The 17,213-nt window shown below is 66.0% G+C and carries 19 protein-coding genes; 5 read left to right on the top strand and 14 right to left on the bottom strand.

The window, feature by feature from the left end; all coding sequences use genetic code 11:
- Positions 1–132: 132 nt before the first annotated feature.
- The 14 genes from C7443_RS19290 to gatC all read right to left on the bottom strand — a co-directional run bounded on the left by C7443_RS19290 (position 133) and on the right by gatC (position 11,303).
- Complete coding sequence (locus C7443_RS19290; RefSeq protein WP_110020621.1) at positions 133–1,314, bottom strand: acetyl-CoA C-acetyltransferase; 1,182 nt, start codon at positions 1,312–1,314, stop codon at positions 133–135.
- A gap of 500 nt (positions 1,315–1,814) precedes the next feature.
- Entirely contained in the window at positions 1,815–2,252 is a 438-nt protein-coding gene (locus tag C7443_RS19285; protein WP_170123704.1) for an acyl-CoA thioesterase, read from the bottom strand.
- 10 nt (positions 2,253–2,262) lie between these two features.
- Entirely contained in the window at positions 2,263–2,676 is a 414-nt protein-coding gene (msrB, locus tag C7443_RS19280) for a peptide-methionine (R)-S-oxide reductase MsrB (RefSeq protein ID WP_246004727.1), read from the bottom strand.
- A 98-nt stretch (positions 2,677–2,774) separates the two neighbouring features.
- Positions 2,775–3,380: a pseudouridine synthase gene (locus C7443_RS19275; RefSeq protein ID WP_110020617.1), complete on the bottom strand. Its 606-nt coding sequence runs from the start codon at positions 3,378–3,380 to the stop codon at positions 2,775–2,777.
- Entirely contained in the window at positions 3,380–3,982 is a 603-nt protein-coding gene (locus C7443_RS19270) for an LON peptidase substrate-binding domain-containing protein (protein ID WP_110020615.1), read from the bottom strand. The genes C7443_RS19275 and C7443_RS19270 overlap by 1 nt, the downstream gene beginning before the upstream one ends.
- Positions 3,979–4,614 carry a flavin prenyltransferase UbiX gene (locus C7443_RS19265; RefSeq protein ID WP_110020613.1) on the bottom strand — a complete coding sequence of 212 codons (636 nt, stop codon included), beginning with the start codon at positions 4,612–4,614 and terminating at the stop codon, positions 3,979–3,981. The genes C7443_RS19270 and C7443_RS19265 overlap by 4 nt, the downstream gene beginning before the upstream one ends.
- On the bottom strand, positions 4,615–4,983 hold the full coding sequence (locus C7443_RS19260; protein WP_170123703.1) for a lysozyme inhibitor LprI family protein: 369 nt from the start codon (positions 4,981–4,983) through the stop codon (positions 4,615–4,617).
- 37 nt (positions 4,984–5,020) lie between these two features.
- On the bottom strand, positions 5,021–6,385 hold the full coding sequence (gene mpl / locus C7443_RS19255) for a UDP-N-acetylmuramate:L-alanyl-gamma-D-glutamyl-meso-diaminopimelate ligase (protein WP_110020609.1): 1,365 nt from the start codon (positions 6,383–6,385) through the stop codon (positions 5,021–5,023).
- 4 nt (positions 6,386–6,389) lie between these two features.
- Entirely contained in the window at positions 6,390–6,905 is a 516-nt protein-coding gene (locus C7443_RS19250) for a hypothetical protein (protein ID WP_110020607.1), read from the bottom strand.
- A gap of 2 nt (positions 6,906–6,907) precedes the next feature.
- Positions 6,908–7,783 (bottom strand): Hsp33 family molecular chaperone HslO, encoded by an 876-nt coding sequence (gene hslO / locus C7443_RS19245; protein WP_110020606.1) that lies wholly within the window; start codon positions 7,781–7,783, stop codon positions 6,908–6,910.
- 49 nt (positions 7,784–7,832) lie between these two features.
- A complete protein-coding gene (locus tag C7443_RS20225; RefSeq protein ID WP_170123702.1) occupies positions 7,833–7,988 on the bottom strand; it encodes a hypothetical protein in 156 nt (51 codons plus the stop codon).
- Positions 7,989–8,020: 32 nt separating this feature from the next.
- Complete coding sequence (gene gatB, locus C7443_RS19240) at positions 8,021–9,454, bottom strand: Asp-tRNA(Asn)/Glu-tRNA(Gln) amidotransferase subunit GatB (protein ID WP_110020604.1); 1,434 nt, start codon at positions 9,452–9,454, stop codon at positions 8,021–8,023.
- Between the two features lie 61 nt (positions 9,455–9,515).
- The gene (gatA, locus tag C7443_RS19235; RefSeq protein ID WP_110020602.1) at positions 9,516–10,970 is read right to left on the bottom strand and encodes an Asp-tRNA(Asn)/Glu-tRNA(Gln) amidotransferase subunit GatA; all 1,455 of its coding nucleotides are present in this window, start codon (positions 10,968–10,970) and stop codon (positions 9,516–9,518) included.
- Between the two features lie 45 nt (positions 10,971–11,015).
- A complete protein-coding gene (gene gatC, locus C7443_RS19230) occupies positions 11,016–11,303 on the bottom strand; it encodes an Asp-tRNA(Asn)/Glu-tRNA(Gln) amidotransferase subunit GatC (protein WP_110020600.1) in 288 nt (95 codons plus the stop codon).
- Positions 11,304–11,424: 121 nt separating this feature from the next.
- Between gatC and C7443_RS19225 the strand changes: the two genes are divergently transcribed.
- The 5 genes from C7443_RS19225 (at position 11,425) to rodA (ending at position 17,192) form a co-directional block, all read left to right on the top strand.
- Positions 11,425–12,474, top strand: coding sequence for a rod shape-determining protein (locus tag C7443_RS19225; protein WP_110020599.1), 1,050 nt, complete (start codon positions 11,425–11,427; stop codon positions 12,472–12,474).
- Positions 12,475–12,544: 70 nt separating this feature from the next.
- Positions 12,545–13,615, top strand: coding sequence for a rod shape-determining protein MreC (gene mreC, locus C7443_RS19220; protein WP_246004726.1), 1,071 nt, complete (start codon positions 12,545–12,547; stop codon positions 13,613–13,615).
- Positions 13,612–14,100, top strand: a complete 489-nt coding sequence (gene mreD / locus C7443_RS19215; protein ID WP_110020597.1) for a rod shape-determining protein MreD — start codon at positions 13,612–13,614, stop codon at positions 14,098–14,100. The genes mreC and mreD overlap by 4 nt, the downstream gene beginning before the upstream one ends.
- A gap of 7 nt (positions 14,101–14,107) precedes the next feature.
- A complete protein-coding gene (mrdA, locus tag C7443_RS19210) occupies positions 14,108–16,009 on the top strand; it encodes a penicillin-binding protein 2 (protein ID WP_110020595.1) in 1,902 nt (633 codons plus the stop codon).
- 46 nt (positions 16,010–16,055) lie between these two features.
- Positions 16,056–17,192 carry a rod shape-determining protein RodA gene (gene rodA, locus C7443_RS19205; RefSeq protein WP_110020593.1) on the top strand — a complete coding sequence of 379 codons (1,137 nt, stop codon included), beginning with the start codon at positions 16,056–16,058 and terminating at the stop codon, positions 17,190–17,192.
- Positions 17,193–17,213: the final 21 nt, after the last annotated feature.

The raw sequence follows: 17,213 nt of genomic DNA, 5'->3' as shown, positions 1-17,213 counted from the left end.
GATAGGCCGCCACGACACTGCGACCCTGCTTGCTCAGGGCCTTGCACATTGCCGTTCCCAGACCGCCGATTCCGCCGGTCACGATTGCTACTTTGGACATGCGACTCCCCTGCACAAGGCCTACGGGTTCACTCAGACCCGCTCGACGGCGAGAGCGACACCCATACCACCACCGATGCACAGGGTGGCAACGCCCTTCTTGGCATCACGGCGACCCATTTCATGCAGCAGCGACACCAGGATGCGGGCACCGGAACAACCGATCGGGTGACCAAGCGCAATGGCACCGCCATTGACATTGACCTTGGCCAGATCCCAGCCGAGATCGCGGTTCACCGAAATAGCCTGGGCGGCAAAAGCCTCGTTGGCCTCGATCAAATCGAGCTGATCCAAAGTCCAGCCGGTCTTCTGCATCAGCTTGCGTACGGCCGCGATCGGACCGGTACCCATGATCTTCGGATCGACACCCGCCTTCGAATAACCGGCGATGCGTGCCAGCGGCTTCAGCCCGAGTTCAGCGGCCTTGCTCGCCTTCATCATCATCACGCCAGCAGCGCCGTCGTTGATGCCCGAGGCATTGCCGGCGGTCACGGTACCGTCCTTCTTGAAGGCCGGGCGCAGCTTGGCAAGGACTTCCGGAGTGGTCTTGCGATTCGGGAACTCGTCGGTGTCGAAGACCAGAGGATCACCCTTGCGCTGCGGGATCTCGACCGGAAGGATCTCGTCCTTGAAACGACCGGCATCGATCGCGGCAACGGCCTTCTGCTGCGAGGCATAGGCAAAGGCGTCCTGCTCCTCGCGCGAAATACCGTACTGTGCAGCGATGTTCTCAGCCGTGATGCCCATGTGATAGTCATTGAACGCGCAGATCAGACCATCACGCAGCATGGTGTCCTGCAGCTTCCAGTCACCCATACGGGTACCCAGACGGGCATTCGGCAGGATGTGCGGCGCGAGGCTCATGTTCTCCTGGCCGCCCGCGATCACGATCTCATTGTCGCCGTCGACGAGAGACTGGTAAGCCAGATGGACTGCCTTCAGCCCAGAACCGCACAGCTTGTTGATGGCCATCGCCGGAACTTCAATCGGCAAACCGGCGTTGATTGCGGTCTGTCGTGCCGGCCCCTGCCCGGTACCACCCTGTAGCACCTGACCGAGGATCAGCTCGTCGATCTGTTCGGGCTTGACGCCGGTACGCGCCAGCAAACCCTGAACGACCTTGGCTCCGAGCATGGTCGCCGGTATGGTCGACAGGCTGCCCAAGAAGCTACCTACGGCGGTGCGTGCAGCGGCAACGATAACGATTTCGTCCATCTTCAAACCTCCGGAAACTGGGGCTTTTTTAAGCGCGCCATCCACGCCGTTCGGCCGATTTTGTCGGGGAGCCGTGTTCGCAGCCTGCCGGCCCGGGTCGCTCTCCCCGAACGACGCTCGCGCGCCGCGACCTGGAACCAGCGCAGCATGAATTCGCGCCGCCGGATACTGCGTGCTGGGTTACCCCTTGTCAACCATTCCGCGGCGCAACATGACTCATATCAAGGCCTGCAGAGGAATGACCTAAGTCATTGCTACAAAATAATATTCTGAAAATCTCACATTCCACATTCAGAGAGTCTGCGATGCACCATCACAGCGCTGGCACCGGTCTGCAGGAGGGCATAGTTGCGTTTGCTGCGGTTTTACACCGCTGAGCACGGGCTGGGCAGGTCCGTGACGACGCCGGCTCACAGTCGTCGTCAACACAGCGCAATGTACACGCGTCGAGCGTACCCAGCAGACTTCGTGATTCGGGATGGCAAGCATCCCGACAACCGTCAAACCCGTTCGCGCGGAGCGAGCACTTCGAAACGCCGGATACGCTCACGGAACACTTCCGGCAATGGCTGCGCGCTCTGACCACGAAAATCGAACCAGACAAGTACACCACGCGAAGTCGCAACCGGGGCGTCCTCGCCCCGCCTGAAAATCGCCGCCAGCAACTCGAAACTGCTGCCACCCAGCGCGCTCACGCGGGTAGCCACCTCGACCGTGTCCGGGTATTCCAGCTGGCGCAGGAAGCTGCACTGCAGATCCGCGAGAATGACGCCTTCCCCGTCCGCGCTGACCGGCAGCTCGAAGACATCCTCGACATAGGCCACCCGGCCGGATTCGAGAAAACGGATGAACTGCACGTTGTTGACATGCCCCAGGGCATCGAGATCGCCCCAGCGCACGGCCTGTTCAAAAAAATGCCGAAAATCTGCCCGCTGCACAGCCACCTCCTCAGCGCTCCACACCACTCTGCACCGCGGCGAAATCCAGGGACGCCGAATTGATGCAGTAGCGCAGCCCCGTCGGTGCCGGCCCGTCCGGAAACACATGGCCGAGATGGGCGCCGCAGTTGGAACACAGCACCTCGGTACGGTGCATGCCGTGACTGAAATCTTCTTCCTCGGCGATGGCCTCGCCGTTCGCTGGTCGGAAAAAGCTCGGCCAGCCGCAGCCAGCATCGAACTTCGTAGCGCTGGCGAACAAAGGCTGTCCGCAGCAGACGCAGCGGTAGGTGCCATCGGCCCAATGGTGCTCATACTCGCCGCTGAACGGTCTCTCGGTCGCTTTCTGCCGGCATACGGCGTACTGCTCCGGGCTCAGCTGGGAACGCCATTCGGCTTCAGTCTTGACGATGCGGTATTTCACGGTCGGTCTCCTCGGCGGTCTGGCGGCAATCGCGCCATGCGGATCACGATACGCAATATATGCATGCATGGACGCATGCCCTGTATGCCGCAGCCGAGTCAGCGCCGTGCCCGCCGGCCGCGCGTATCGGCACGCGGCTGCTGGCGCTCGACCGGCAGGTGCACGGATTCCTCGCACCACGCGCCCGGTGCCAGGCCAGCCAGCGTCCACGGACCGATGGCCCAGCGCACCAGCCGCAGCGTCGGATGACCGACGGCGGCGGTCATCCGACGCACCTGACGATTGCGCCCTTCGCGCAGCACCAGCTCGATCCAGCTGGTCGGCACCTGCAGACGATGTCGCACTGGCGGTACGCGAGGCCACAGGCCCTCCGGCTCGTCGATGCGGCGCACACTCGCCGGCCGGGTCGGGCCGTCCTTGAGCATCAGCCCCTGCCGCAGCGGCTCCAGCACGTGCTCATCCACGTCCCCCTCGACCTGGACCAGATAGGTTTTCGGTAACTTGAAGCGCGGATCGGCCAAACGCGCCTGCAAGGCTCCGTCATCGGTCAGCAGCAGCAGCCCCTCGCTGTCACGGTCCAGCCGGCCGGCCACGTAGACACCCGGCACCTCGATGAAATCGGCCAGCGTCGCCCGCCCCTGCTCACGATCGGTGAACTGCGACAGCACATCGAACGGCTTGTTGAAGCGCAGCAGACGAGCCATCAGATGATGGTCCGATCGTGCAGCCAGGCTTGCAGCACCTCCAGGCGCTCCGTCAAATCATCCAGCTCCAGCAGCGCCAGGCGCGCCGTCGTCGACATCGGCAGCAGCTCGGTCAGACGATCGGCCACCCAGTTCGCGTCATCCAGCCGACGCGCTCCGAGCGCAGCCGCGTAGGTCTCGACCCCGTCGACTTCAAGGATGTGCTCCAGCAAGCGCAACAGATTACTGTGTGCCGGCGGCAGCGCCATCGCATCCGGCTGCGGCAACCATTCGACCTGACCGAGAATCAGCTGATCGGGCTGCACACGCTGCCCGTGTACGCGAAACCGCCGCTCGCCACGGCAGGAAATGCCGAGCATGCCGTCGCTGAGCTTGTCGAAGTCATAAATGCGAACGGCGGTACCGACCTCGTGGAAGGTCGCCGCGGCGCCGGTGTCATGCTCGCCCTCGCGCATGGTCACCACACCGAAGGGCAGATCCTCGCGCATGCAGCGCCCGACCATCGACAAATAACGCGGCTCGAAAATGCGCAATGGCAGAGGGCCACCCGGAAACAGCACGACACCGAGCGGAAACAAGGGGATTTCCTGCCACCCACTCATGCATTCTCCTCCTCGCCCCAGCGCGGCAGCAGAGCGTGCGTCACCTGCAGGTGATCAAGCACGCGGGCCACGACGTAATCGACCAGATCCTCGACCCGCTGCGGCCGGTGATAGAAACCCGGACTGGCCGGCATGATCAGCGCACCGGCGCGGGCAAGGCGCAGCATGTTTTCCAGATGGATCACCGAGAACGGCATCTCCCGCACCACCAGCAGCAGCTGGCGTTGTTCCTTGAGCATGACGTCGGCGGCGCGCTCGATCAGCGAATCCGACATGCCCTGAGCGATCGCGGCCAGCGTCCCGGTGGTGCACGGACACACCACCATCGCCCGGCAGCGCGCCGAGCCCGAGGCCGGCGGAGCCGTCCACTCCTCCCTTCCGAACACCCGCAGCTGCCGTGGCGAACAGGCGAAGCGCTCGACCAGAGCCGCGTGAACGTCAGCCGGACGCCCCGGCAGTTGCCAGTCGGTTTCCAGCCCGATGACCACCTGTGCGGCCTTGGACAGCATCAGCCAGACGCACTCATCGGCGGCGAGCAGGCATTCCAGCAGACGCAGCCCGTAGTGCACGCCGGAGGCACCGGTCAGTGCCAGCGCAATCGGCTCGCGGCACGCGCCCTCGCTGCCCGGCATCTACAGTGACTCCGCCAGCAGCGAGCGCAGCCACTCGATGCGCTGGTTGGTGTGCTGCGTCTTGCAGCCGGTGATCGTCATCGACTCGATCGACCCGCCGCGCACACCGAACGCCGCCAGATCGCAGTCGAGGTCGCGCAACTTGATCCAGGCCAGCTGCGCGGCCCGCAAGCGCTCGCGCTCCGCCTCCGGCACGGCCGCACGGACCCGCGCATAGACGGCGTTGAGTTCGCGATCGGCGAGCGTGTAGTCCTCGCCAGCGCAGTAGGTCATTTCAGCCTGCGTCTGCGGGTCCCGGCAGGCATCGGCAGCCAAGCCGCAGCTGGCCCACAGCGCGAGGCCGCACACGGCACTGAAGCGAACGATCATGGCAGGCACCACCGCAGCCGCATCACGGGGAAAATATTCAGACGAACGCCGTATCCAGCGCTTCGAGCAGGCGCTGGTGAATACCGCCGAAACCGCCATTGGACATCACCAGGATGACGTCCCCCGGCCGGACCCGCGCGAGCGCGCTGGTCACGCAGGCATCGATCGACGCACACACTGTCGCCCGCTCGCCCATGCCGGCAACGCTGCCGGCCAGATCCCAGCCGAGATCGGTTGCGGCGTAGAACACGGCATGATCGGCGAGCGCCAGCGAGCCGGCCAGGGCGTCCTTGAACACGCCGAGCTTCATCGTGTTCGAACGCGGTTCGAGCACAGCGACGATGCGCCGCGACGCGTCCAGATTGGCCCGCAGACCGGCGAGCGTGGTGGCAATGGCCGTCGGATGATGGGCGAAATCATCATAGACGCGCACGCCACCGGCCTCCCCGCGCAGTTCCATGCGCCGCTTGACACCGCGAAAGCGTGACAGCGCCGCGATCGCATCGGTCGGGCGCACGCCGGCATCACGCGCGGCGGCGATCGCTGCCAGCGCATTGGTCACGTTGTGGGCACCGAGCAGCGCCCATTCGACACGCCCCAGGCACTGCGCGCGCAGGCAGACATCAAAGGCGGAGCCATCGGCCGCCACGTTCTGCGCCGTCCACTCGCCGCCGCTGCCGAAGCGTTCGACCGGCGTCCAGCAGCCCATCGCCAGCGTCTCGTCGAGCGCCGCCGAACCGGCCTGCGAGATCAGGCGGCCGTTGCCCGGAACGGTGCGCACCAGATGATGAAACTGACGCTGGATCGCGGCGAGGTCCGGGAAGATGTCGGCGTGGTCGAATTCGAGGTTGTTGAGGATCGCGGTGCGCGGCCGGTAGTGAACGAACTTCGAGCGCTTGTCGAAGAACGCCGTGTCGTACTCGTCGGCCTCGACGACGAAGAACGGTGCGTCACCAAACCGCGCCGAAACACCGAAGTTGGCCGGAATGCCGCCGATCAGGAAGCCGGGCTTGAGGCCGACATCTTCAAGAATCCACGCCAGCATCGAACTGGTGGTGGTCTTGCCGTGGGTGCCGGCAACGGCCAGCACCCAGCGCTCGCGCAGGATGTGCTCGGCCAGCCACTGCGGCCCCGAGGTGTACGGCAGACCGCGGTCGAGCATCGCCTCGACGATCGGCAGACCGCGGCGCATGACATTGCCGACGACGATCATGTCCGGCACCGGATCGAGCTGCGCCGGGTCGAAGCCCTCGGTTAGCGTGATGCCGGCGGCCGCAAGCTGCGTGCTCATCGGCGGATAAACGTTGGCGTCGCAGCCGGACACGGTATGGCCCGCCGCCCGCGCGAGCAGCGCGACGCCGGCCATGAAGGTGCCGCAGATGCCGAGAATGTGAATGTGCACGGATTCAGCCCACCAGCGGGAAAAGGAAAGTCATCGCCACCACCGACAGCGTGAAATAACCGAGCGACCAGCCGATGGCGATCAGACGCGAAGTCGACAGTGCATGCATCAGCACCTGCGCCATCACCGCGATGCTCCACAGCACCAACCCCAGATAGAGGTAGCTGCCGATCGGAGCGACGTCGCCCCCCCCGTTCTGGTCGAACAGCCAGGTCAGCGGGATGACCATCAGCGCGAACAGCGTGCCGGTGCCGGTCAGCGCGGTCCAGGTCTGCAGAAAACGGGCGCTCTTGCCGAAAGCCAGCAGCAGCAGATGGGTGAACGCGGTCAGCAGCATCAGATCGAGCACCGTCTGTGCCAGCACGACCTGCAGGGACGGGCCACTGCCGAGCAGGGAGACGAAACCGCTCAGCGCGTAGGCGGCGGCGCACAGGCCGGCCAGCGCCGGCGCCGCCGGCAAGGCCTGCGGACCACGCCGCAGCAGCAGGATGTCGATAAGCACACGCAGCAGACTCGTCATCGTCAGTGCCGCGTCACGCCGGATTCGCTGGTGCCGGCGAGCAGCGCCCCGACATCGACGGCATCGAAGCGGTAGCGCTGACCGCAGAACTCGCAGTCGACACTGATCTCACCCTGCTCGGCCAGCAGTTCACGAACCTCGGCGGGCGCCAGCGCGCGCAGCATCCCGCCGGTACGTTCACGCGAGCAGGTACAGCGGAACGCCAGCGGCTGATCCTCGAACACGCGCACGTCTTCCTCATGGAACAGGCGGCGCAGCAGCGTTGCTGCATCGATCGCCAGCAGCTCTTCGGCGCCGAGCGTGGCGCTGAGCTGCTCGACACGGTTCCACAGGTCGGCATCGCTGTCGCTGCCGGGCAGGCGCTGCACCAGCAGACCCGCCGCGCGGCACTCGTCGGCCGCCAGACACAGGTGCGTCGGCAGCTGTTCCGAGCGCTCGAAATAGGCCTCCAGCGCCTCGGCGATGCTGTCGCCGTCGAGTGCAACGATGCCCTGATAGGCCTCGCCGCTCGCCGGCTCGATGGTCAGCACCAGCGTGCCGTGTCCGCACAGCTCAGCGAGCGGAATCGAAGCTTCCTGCTCCAGCCGCCCGGCGCTTTCGTCCCAGCGCGCCAGCGCACGCAGCGTGCGTTCGGCAGTCACCTGCACCACCAGCAGGCGCAGCAGCCCCTTGGCCTGGATCTGCAGCGTCATCAGCCCGTCGTACTTGATCGTCGCCGACAGCAGTGCCGCAGCGGCCAGGGTCTCGCCGAGCACGCGGCGGATCGCCGGCGGATAGCTGCGCCGTTCGAGTACCGCAAGCCAGCTCGCATCGAGGCTGGCGAACTCACCGCGCACCGGGTGGCGGTCGAACAGAAAGCGCGTCAGGGAATCGCTCATGAAAGTCCTGCAAACATGCAAAGAAACAGACCGGCGCACGCCGTCACGACTAGCGCGAGCGCGTGCGTTCGACGCCGGCGCGCACGCTGCCGTATACGGTCGGGCCGTCCGGATAATCCTGCGTATACGGGCCTGCTCCGCCACTGCCGGCGCAAGCGCCGAGCAGGCAGGCACACAGCACTGCGATCACAATCCGCCGTGACATCGTCGATCCGCTCCCGCGAGCGTCGGCGACGCTCAGCCCTTGAGTTTCGCCAGCAGCAGATCGTTGACCTGCTGCGGATTGGCCTTGCCTTTCGAGACCTTCATCACCTGACCGACGAAGAAGCCGAGGAGTTTCTCCTGCCCGCCGCGATATTGCTCGACCTGCTTGCCGTTGGCGGCGAGCACCTCGTCGATCAGCGCTTCGATCGCAGCGCTGTCGGTGACCTGCACCAGACCGCGGGCGGCGATGATCGCATCGGCCTCGCCTTCACCGTCCCACATCGCCGCGAACACATCCTTGGCGATCTTGCCGGAGATGGTCTTGTCGTGGATGCGGCGCAGCAGGCCGGCGAGCTGCGCGGCGCTGACCGGGCTGGCGGCAATGTCGAGCCCGGCGCGATTGAGCGCCGCCGCCAGTTCGCCCATCACCCAGTTGGCGCACAGCTTCGCCTCGCCGCCGAACGCCGCGACCACCGCCTCGAAGTAATCGGCGGTGCCGCGCTCCGCGGTCAGCGTCTCGGCGTCGTATTCGGCCAGTCCGAAGTCGGCCCGGAAGCGCGCCAGCTTGACCGCCGGCAGCTCGGGCAGCGTGGCGCGCACGCCGTCGACGAACTCATCGCTGACCAGCACCGGCAGCAGGTCCGGATCGGGGAAGTAGCGGTAGTCGTTGGCTTCTTCCTTGCCGCGCATCGAGCGTGTCTCGTCGCGGTCCGGGTCGTAGAGCCGGGTTTCCTGAACCACGCGACCGCCGCCTTCGAGCAGCTCGATCTGGCGCTCGATCTCGTAGTCGATGGCGCGCTCGACGAAGCGGAAGCTGTTGACGTTCTTGATCTCGGCACGGGTGCCGAACTCGGCCTGGCCGCGCGGGCGCACCGAGACGTTGGCATCGCAGCGAAACGAGCCTTCCTGCATGTTGCCGTCGCAGATGCCGAGGTAGACGACCAGCTGATGCAGCTTCTTCAGGTAGGCCACGGCTTCCTTCGCCGAGCGCAGGTCCGGCTCGGAGACGATTTCCAGCAGCGGCGTGCCGGCGCGGTTGAGGTCGATGCCGCTGCAGCTGCTGAAGTCCTCATGCAGCGACTTGCCAGCGTCCTCCTCCAGGTGCGCGCGGGTGATGCCGATGCGCTTGCTGTCACCGTCGACACTGATGTCGAGGTGGCCGTGGGCGACGATCGGCAGTTCGTACTGCGAAATCTGATAGCCCTTCGGCAGATCCGGGTAGAAGTAATTCTTGCGCGCGAACACGCTGCGCCGCGCCACTCGGGCGTCGATCGCCAGACCAAGCATCGTCGCCATGCGCACGACGTCGGCATTGAGCACCGGCAGCACGCCCGGCAGACCGAGATCGACGGCGCAGGCCTGGGTATTGGGCTCGGCACCGTAGGCGGTCGCCGCACCGGAAAAGATCTTCGAGCGGGTGGTGAGCTGGGTGTGCACCTCCAGCCCGATCACTGCTTCCCATTGCATCGTTGCTTACCTTTGCGCGGCAGGCGGCGCGCAGAACGTCGCCCGCGAAATCCCGGAGTGTTCAGGCGAAAGCCTGCGGCATGCGCCGGTGCCAGTCACTGACCTGCTGATAGGCGTGCGCAGCATTGAGCAGACGGCCCTCGGCGAAGGCCGGACCGATCAGCTGCAGGCCGATCGGCCGCTGGCCCTTGAAACCGCAGGGCAGCGACAGCGCCGGCAGACCGGCGAGATTGACCGCGACCGTGTAGATGTCGGCGAGGTAGAGCGCGACCGGGTCGTCAGCCTTCTCGCCGAGATCGAACGCCACGCTCGGCGCCGTCGGCCCGGCGATCAGATCGCACTGCGTGAAGGCCTGCAGGAACTCGTCGCGGATCAGCCGGCGGATCTGCTGCGCCTTCAGGTAATAGGCGTCGTAGTAACCGGCCGACAGCGCGTAGGTGCCGACCAGAATGCGGCGCTGGACCTCGGTCCCGAAGCCTTCGGCGCGCGAGCGGGTGTAGAGATCCAGCAGATCGCGCGGCTCGGCGCAGCGATGACCGAAGCGCACGCCGTCATAGCGCGCCAGGTTGCTCGACGCCTCCGAAGGCGCGATGACGTAGTACGCCGGGATCGCCAGCTCGGCATTCGGCAGGCTGAGCTCGACGACTTCGGCACCGAGGCGGCGGTATTCGTCGATCGCCGCCTCGACGGCACGGGCAACGTCGGCATCCAGGCCGGCGCCGAAATACTCACGCGGCAGGCCGATGCGCAGCCCGGCCAGCGAGTCGTTCAGCGTCGCCGTGTAATCCGGCACCGGCGCCTCGGCACAGGTCGAATCACGCACATCAAAACCAGCCATCACGCCGAGCAGCAGCGCGCAATCCTCGGCGCTGTGCGCCAGCACGCCGCCCTGATCGAGGCTTGAGGCATAGGCGATCATGCCGTAGCGCGACACCCGGCCGTAGGTCGGCTTGATGCCGGTGATGCCGCACATCGCCGCCGGCTGACGGATCGAACCGCCGGTGTCGGTACCGGTCGCCACCGGCACCAGCCGCGCCGCCACCGCCGCCGCCGAACCACCCGAGGAACCGCCGGGGACGGCGGCCAGATCCCACGGATTCTTCACCGGCCCGTAGTAGCTCGACTCGTTCGACGAGCCCATCGCGAACTCGTCCATATTGGTCTTGCCGAGCATCACCAGACCGGCGGCGTCGCAGCGCTCGACCACCGCCGCGTCATAGGGCGCAACGAAGTTGTCGAGCATCTTCGAGCCGCAGGAAGTCTTCACGCCGCGTGTGCAGAAAATGTCCTTGTGGGCGAGCGGCAATCCGGTCAGCGGCCCGGCCGCACCGGCGCGGCGGCGCGCATCGGCGGCATCGGCCTGCGCCAGCGCGCGCTCGGCGCTAACGCTGATGAAGCTGTTGAGGACGCCGTCGTGGGCGTCGATGCGGGCGAGACAGGCCGCGGTCAGTTCGCGGCTGGAAAACTCGCCGGCAGCGAGGCCGCGGGCGAGTTCGGCAAGTGTCTTGGTATGCATGGTGATTCCGTCAGCGGGCAGGAAAGCGGGCGCCGCGCGGCGCGCTCACTCGATGACCTTGGGCACGAGGTAGAGACCGGCTGCAGTCGCGGGCGCGATGGCCTGGAACTCGTCGCGCCGATCCGTTTCGGTCACCGCATCCGCACGCAGACGCTGATGCATGTCCAGCGGATGGGCCAGCGGCTCGACACCGGTGGTATCGATCGCATTCATCTGCTCGACCAGTTCGAGAATGGCGGACAGGTTGTTGGCATAGGCAGGCGCGGCGGACTCGTCGATCGCCAGGCGGGCGAGATGGGCGATCTTCGCAACCTGCGAGGGCTCCAGCGACATGGTGATCAGCACTCCCGGGGAACGGCAAAAAAAGCGCCGGAACGGTACCACGGAACCGTGTTGCCCCCAATCCCTGCCATTGCTAACATGCCGCGCCTTTCCACGGGGGCATTGGCACTACATGTTCTTCAGACGCTTGCGCGGCCTTTTCTCGAACGATCTGTCGATTGATCTCGGAACGGCCAACACGCTGATCTATGCCCGCGGGCAAGGCATCGTGCTGAACGAACCCTCGGTCGTCGCCATCCAGCAGGACGCCAGCCGCGGCGGACCACGCACGATTGCCGCCGTCGGCATGGAAGCGAAGAAGATGCTCGGGCGCACACCGGGCAATCTGACGACGATCCGACCGATGAAGGACGGCGTCATCGCCGACTTCACCGTCACCGAGAAGATGCTGCAGCACTTCATCCGCAAGGTGCACTCGCGCAAATTCTTCAATCCGAGTCCGCGCGTGCTGGTGTGCGTGCCCTGTGGCTCGACGCAGGTCGAGCGCAAGGCGATCAAGGAATCTGCACTCGGCGCCGGCGCCCGCGAAGTATTCATGATCCCCGAGCCGATGGCCGCGGCGATCGGTGCCGGCATGCCGGTCGACGAGCCGAGCGGTTCGATGGTCGTCGACATCGGTGGCGGCACCTCCGAAGTCGCGGTGATTTCGCTCAACGGCATCGTCTACTTCGAGTCCGTGCGCATCGGTGGCGACCGCTTCGACGAGGCGATCACCAACTACGTGCGCCGCAACTTCGGCGTGCTGATCGGTGAACCGACCGCCGAGCGCATCAAGCAGGAAATCGGCAGCGCCTTCCCGACCTCCGACGTGCGCGAGATCGAGGTCAAGGGCCGCAACCTCTCCGAGGGCGTGCCGCGCAGCTTCATCCTCAACTCCAACGAGATTCTCGAAGCGCTGCAGGAGCCGCTGTCGGGCATCGTCGGTGCGGTGAAGAAAGCGCTGGAATCGACGCCGCCGGAACTGGCCGCCGACATCGCCGAACGCGGCATCGTGCTGACCGGTGGCGGCGCACTGCTGCGCGACATCGACCGTCTGCTGATCGAAGAAACCGGGCTCAACGTCGTCGTCGCCGAGGACCCGCTAACCTGCGTGGCACGCGGCGGTGGCCGCGTGCTTGAGCTGATCGACGAGCGCGGGGCGCAAGCCTTCTCGGTAGACTGAGCGCTCGACCCCGCGGCCATCGCCTCGCTGGCCTGATCCGCGGGCTCCGTTCCCGCCGCCGGGAGCCGACGTGGGAAAATTCGAATCCAGCCGCCAGGGCAAGTCACTGTTCGCGCCGGAGGCCGCGGCGAGCATCCGTCTGCTCGTGCTGGCAGTCGCCTCCGTAGTGCTGATGACGCTCGATCATCGCGAACAGCACCTCGAAGTGGTGCGCAATGCGCTGTCGACCCTGCTCTACCCGGTGCAGATGGTGGCGCAGGCGCCGTTCGAGATCGCCGACTGGGTGTCCAGCAGCTTCGAATCACGCTCGGCGCTGCTCGATGAGAACCAGCGCCTGCGCGAAAAGCAGCTGTTCATCAACGCCCAGCTGCAGAAGCTCACTGCGCTGGAAGCCGAGAACCGCCGCCTGCGCGCGCTGCTCGAATCGACGATCAACGTCTCCGCCGAACGTGTGCTGATCGCCGAGATCCTCACCGTCGACTTCGACCCCTACCGCCATCAGGTGCTGCTCAACCGCGGCACGCTGCACGGCGCGCGGGTCGGCCAGCCGCTGATCGACGAGCGTGGCATCATCGGCCAGATTGCCCATGCCAACCTGATGACCTCCACCGCCGTGCTGATCACTGATCCTTCCCACGCCCTGCCGGTGCAGATCAATCGCAACGGCATCCGTTCGCTGGCCGTCGGCACCGGCCGGCTCAACGAGCTGGAGCTGCCGAACATCCCTAACAACGGCGATGTGCGCATTGGCGATCTGGTCATCACCTCCGGACTCGGCGGACGCTTTCCACGCGGTTATCCGGTGGCACGCGTCACCCGCGTCGAGTTCGATCCCGGGCGTCCGTTCGCCCGCATTTTCGCCCAGCCGACGGCGAACCTCGACCGCATCCGTGAAGTGCTGCTGATCCTCGACGACATCCCGGACCCGGCACGCCCGCCGCGGACGGATGCCGGTGAAGACAGCGCTGCACCCCCGCGCGCTGCGCCGGCCATCGTCGCCCCGGTCACCCCGGCGCAGACTGCACCGGCGCCGGCCGCCGCACCGGCACCGGCGGCCCCTCCCGCGCCGGCACCGGCGCCGAGCGCAGCGGCCACTGCGAAGCCGCGGCAGCACAAACCCGCTGCAGGACACACGCGATGACTGCCGAACCCGCACACGGCCGCCTCATCATGTGGCTGAGCTTTGTGCTCGCGCTGCTGTTCGGCCAGCTGCATCTGCCCGAGTGGCTCGACCGCTTCCGCCCGGACTGGGTCGCGCTGGTGCTGGTGTACTGGTCGCTGGCGCTGCCACAGCGCTGCAGCGTCGGCACCGGCTGGGTCCTCGGCCTGATCCAGGATGCCGCGCAGGGCACGCTGCTCGGCCAGCACGCCCTGGGGCTGGCGCTGATCGCCTACCTGACAGTGCGCTTCCATCAGCGCATCCGCGTATTTCCGCTGTGGCAGCAGGCGCTGTCGATACTGCTGTTTCTGCTGCTCGACCAGCTGCTGGTGATCTGGATCAACGGCATGATCGGTTACCCGCCGACCGATTTCTGGTATCTGGCACCGCCGCTCGGCGGCATGCTGACCTGGCCGCTGCTGTTCATCGTGATGCGCGACCTGCGCCTGCGTTATCAGATTTCCTGAGCGCGTCATGGCCAGGCCGCAACGCGATAACCTCGTCGCCCGTCACCTGTTCAACCGCCGCGCGCTGACCGCGGCGCTGATGGTGTTCGTGCTGCTCGGTGTCATTGCCACACGCATGGCCTGGCTGCAGGTGATGAACCACGAGCATTTCTCGACACTGTCGGATCAGAACCGCATCCGCCTGGTGCCGCTGCCACCGACACGCGGCCAGATCTTCGACCGCAACGGTGTGCTGCTGGCCGGCAACCTGGCCTCGTTCCACCTCGAAATCACCCCGGAACAGGTCGGCAACAGCGCGGCGATGGACGCCCTGCTCGAAGAGCTGCGCCGACTGATCGATCTGTCCGACAACGAGATCCACCGCTTCAAGCGCCTGTTGCGCCGCAGCCCGCGCTACAACGGCGTGCCGCTGCGCTTCAACCTCAGCGAGGAGGAAATGGCGCGCGTCGCCATCAATCAGTTCCGCCTGCCCGGCGTTGAAATCCGCAACGACCTGACCCGCACCTACCCGCTCGGCGAGCACATGGCACACGTCGTCGGCTATGTCGGGCGTATCGACGAGCAGGAGCTTGCGCGCATCGATCCGGCCGAGTACGCCGGCGCCAGCCACATCGGCAAGATCGGTGTCGAGAAGTCCTACGAGGACGTGCTGCGCGGCCACGTCGGCTACCAGCAGGTCGAGACCAACGCTCAGGGCCGGGTGATCCGCGTCTTGCAGAGCACGCCGCCGACCGCCGGGCGCAACGTCTATCTGTCGATCGACATGCGTCTGCAGACCGTCGCCGAACAGGCGCTGGCCGAAGCCGGCTACAACGGCGCGCTGGTGGCGATCGATCCGCGCACCGGCGAAGTGCTGGCAATGGTCAGCGAGCCGAGCTACGACCCCAACCCCTTCGTCAACGGCATCGACGCCAAGAGCTTCAAGGCACTGAACACCTCGCCCGACCGGCCGCTGTTCAACCGCGCCCTGCGTGGCATGTATCCACCGGGCTCGACGGTCAAACCGTTCATCGGCCTCGGCGGTCTGGAATACGGCGTCATCGATCGCTACACGACGATATTCTGCGGCGGCTACTACCAACTGCCCGGCCAGGAACACAAATTCCGCGACTGGCGGCGCGGCGGCCACGGCCGTACCGATCTCGACAAAGCGATCACCGAGTCCTGCGACGTGTATTTCTACGATCTGGCCGTCAATCTCGGCATCGAGCGCCTGCACGCGTTCATGACCCAGTTCGGCTTCGGCAAGCCGACCGGCATCGACCTGCGCGGCGAAAAAAGCGGCCTGATGCCGTCCCCTGAGTGGAAGCGGCGCACGTACAACCAGGCCTGGTTCCCGGGCGACACCATCACCGTCGGCATCGGCCAGGGCTACATGCTGGCGACCCCGCTGCAGCTCGCCCATGCCACGGCCACGCTGGCGATGGGCGGCAAGCGCTTCCAACCGCGCGTGGTCCACGAAATCGAAGACCCCTCGACACAGATCCGTACGCCGCTCGCCCCCGAGGCCCTGCCGCCTGTACAGATCGAGGATCGCAAGCACGTCGAACAGGTCATCGCCTTCATGACCCACGTCGTGCATACCGAGCGCGGCACCGCCTACCGGGCGGTCGGCAAGTTTTCCGCCTACCGCATTGCCGGCAAGACCGGATCAGCGCAGGTGTTCACCGTCGGTCAGAACGAAAAATACGACGCCCGCCGTCTGCGTCAGGAACTGCTCGACCATGCGCTGTTCGTAGGCTTCGCACCGGCCGACAGCCCGCGCATCGCAATCGGTGTCATCGCCGAGAACGGCGGTCATGGCGGCTCGGTGGCCGCGCCGCTGGCAAAGAAGGTGATGGACGCCTACCTCAGCCTCAACAAGCCGACCCCGCCAGCCAGCGCCGCCGCCTCGACTCCGGCGCCGTGACGACCCACCCGTCGGTTTCCTTCCCAGCGCCCCGCGGAGTAAGCGCATGAGTCCGTACGCCTTTGCCGACTCGCCGATCCAGGACAGCGACGCCCCCCGCCCCGGCCTGCTCGAACGCGTGCACCTCGATGCACCGCTGCTGCTCGGCCTGCTCGCGGTGGCGGCGCTCGGACTGGTCATCCTCTACAGCGCCTCGCAGAAGGATTTCGATGCCGTCAGCCGCCAGGCAATGCGTCTGGCGATGGGCTTCGGCGTCCTCATCGTGCTGGCCCAGATCCCGCCGCGCCTGCTGCAGGCGTGGACGCCCTGGCTGTATGCAATCGGCAATCTGCTGCTGGTTGCCGTATTGCTCGTCGGCGAGGTTTCGATGGGTGCCCAGCGCTGGCTGGACCTCGGCGTGGTGCGCTTCCAGCCATCGGAGATCATGAAGATCGCCGTACCGTTGATGCTTGCCTGGTTCTTCGCCGACAAGACGCTGCCGCCGCGCATCCCGCACCTGCTGGTCGGCGCGCTGGTGGCCGGCGTGCCGTTTGCGCTGATCGCCAAGCAACCCGACCTGGGAACCGGTCTGGTCGTCCTCTCGGCCGGCCTCTTCGCACTGTTCCTCGGCGGCATGTCCTGGAAGATCATCTTTACGCTGCTCGGCATGGTCGGGGCGATTGCGCCGCTGTTCTGGGAATACGGCATGCGGGAGTACCAGCGTCAGCGCGTACGCACGCTGTTCGATCCCGAAGCCGACCCGCTCGGCGCCGGCTACCACATCATCCAGTCGAAGATCGCGATCGGCTCCGGCGGCATCTACGGCAAGGGCTGGCTCAACGGCACGCAGTCACACCTCGACTTCCTGCCGGAATCGCACACCGACTTCATCCTCGGCACCTTCGCCGAGGAATTCGGCCTGATCGGCGTCTGCGTGCTGCTGACGCTGTACTTCTTCATCATCGCCCGTGCGCTGTGGCTGGCGAGCCGTGCCGAAGATACCTTCGGCCGGCTGACCGGCGGCACGCTGGCGCTGGTGTTCTTCTTCTACGCCTTCGTCAACACCGGCATGGTCAGCGGCATCCTGCCGGTGGTCGGCGTGCCGCTGCCCCTGGTCAGTTACGGCGGGACATCGCTGGTGACGATCATGGCCGGCTTCGGTATCCTCATGAGCGTTTCTTTCCATCGCCGTCGCTGCGAGTAAGCCAGCGCCAGGGCCCGCAAT

This window comes from Plasticicumulans acidivorans (assembly GCF_003182095.1).
Taxonomy (GTDB): domain Bacteria; phylum Pseudomonadota; class Gammaproteobacteria; order Competibacterales; family Competibacteraceae; genus Plasticicumulans; species Plasticicumulans acidivorans.
Note: the sequence above shows the minus strand (reverse complement) of the source record. Positions and strands in the feature narration are given on the sequence as shown.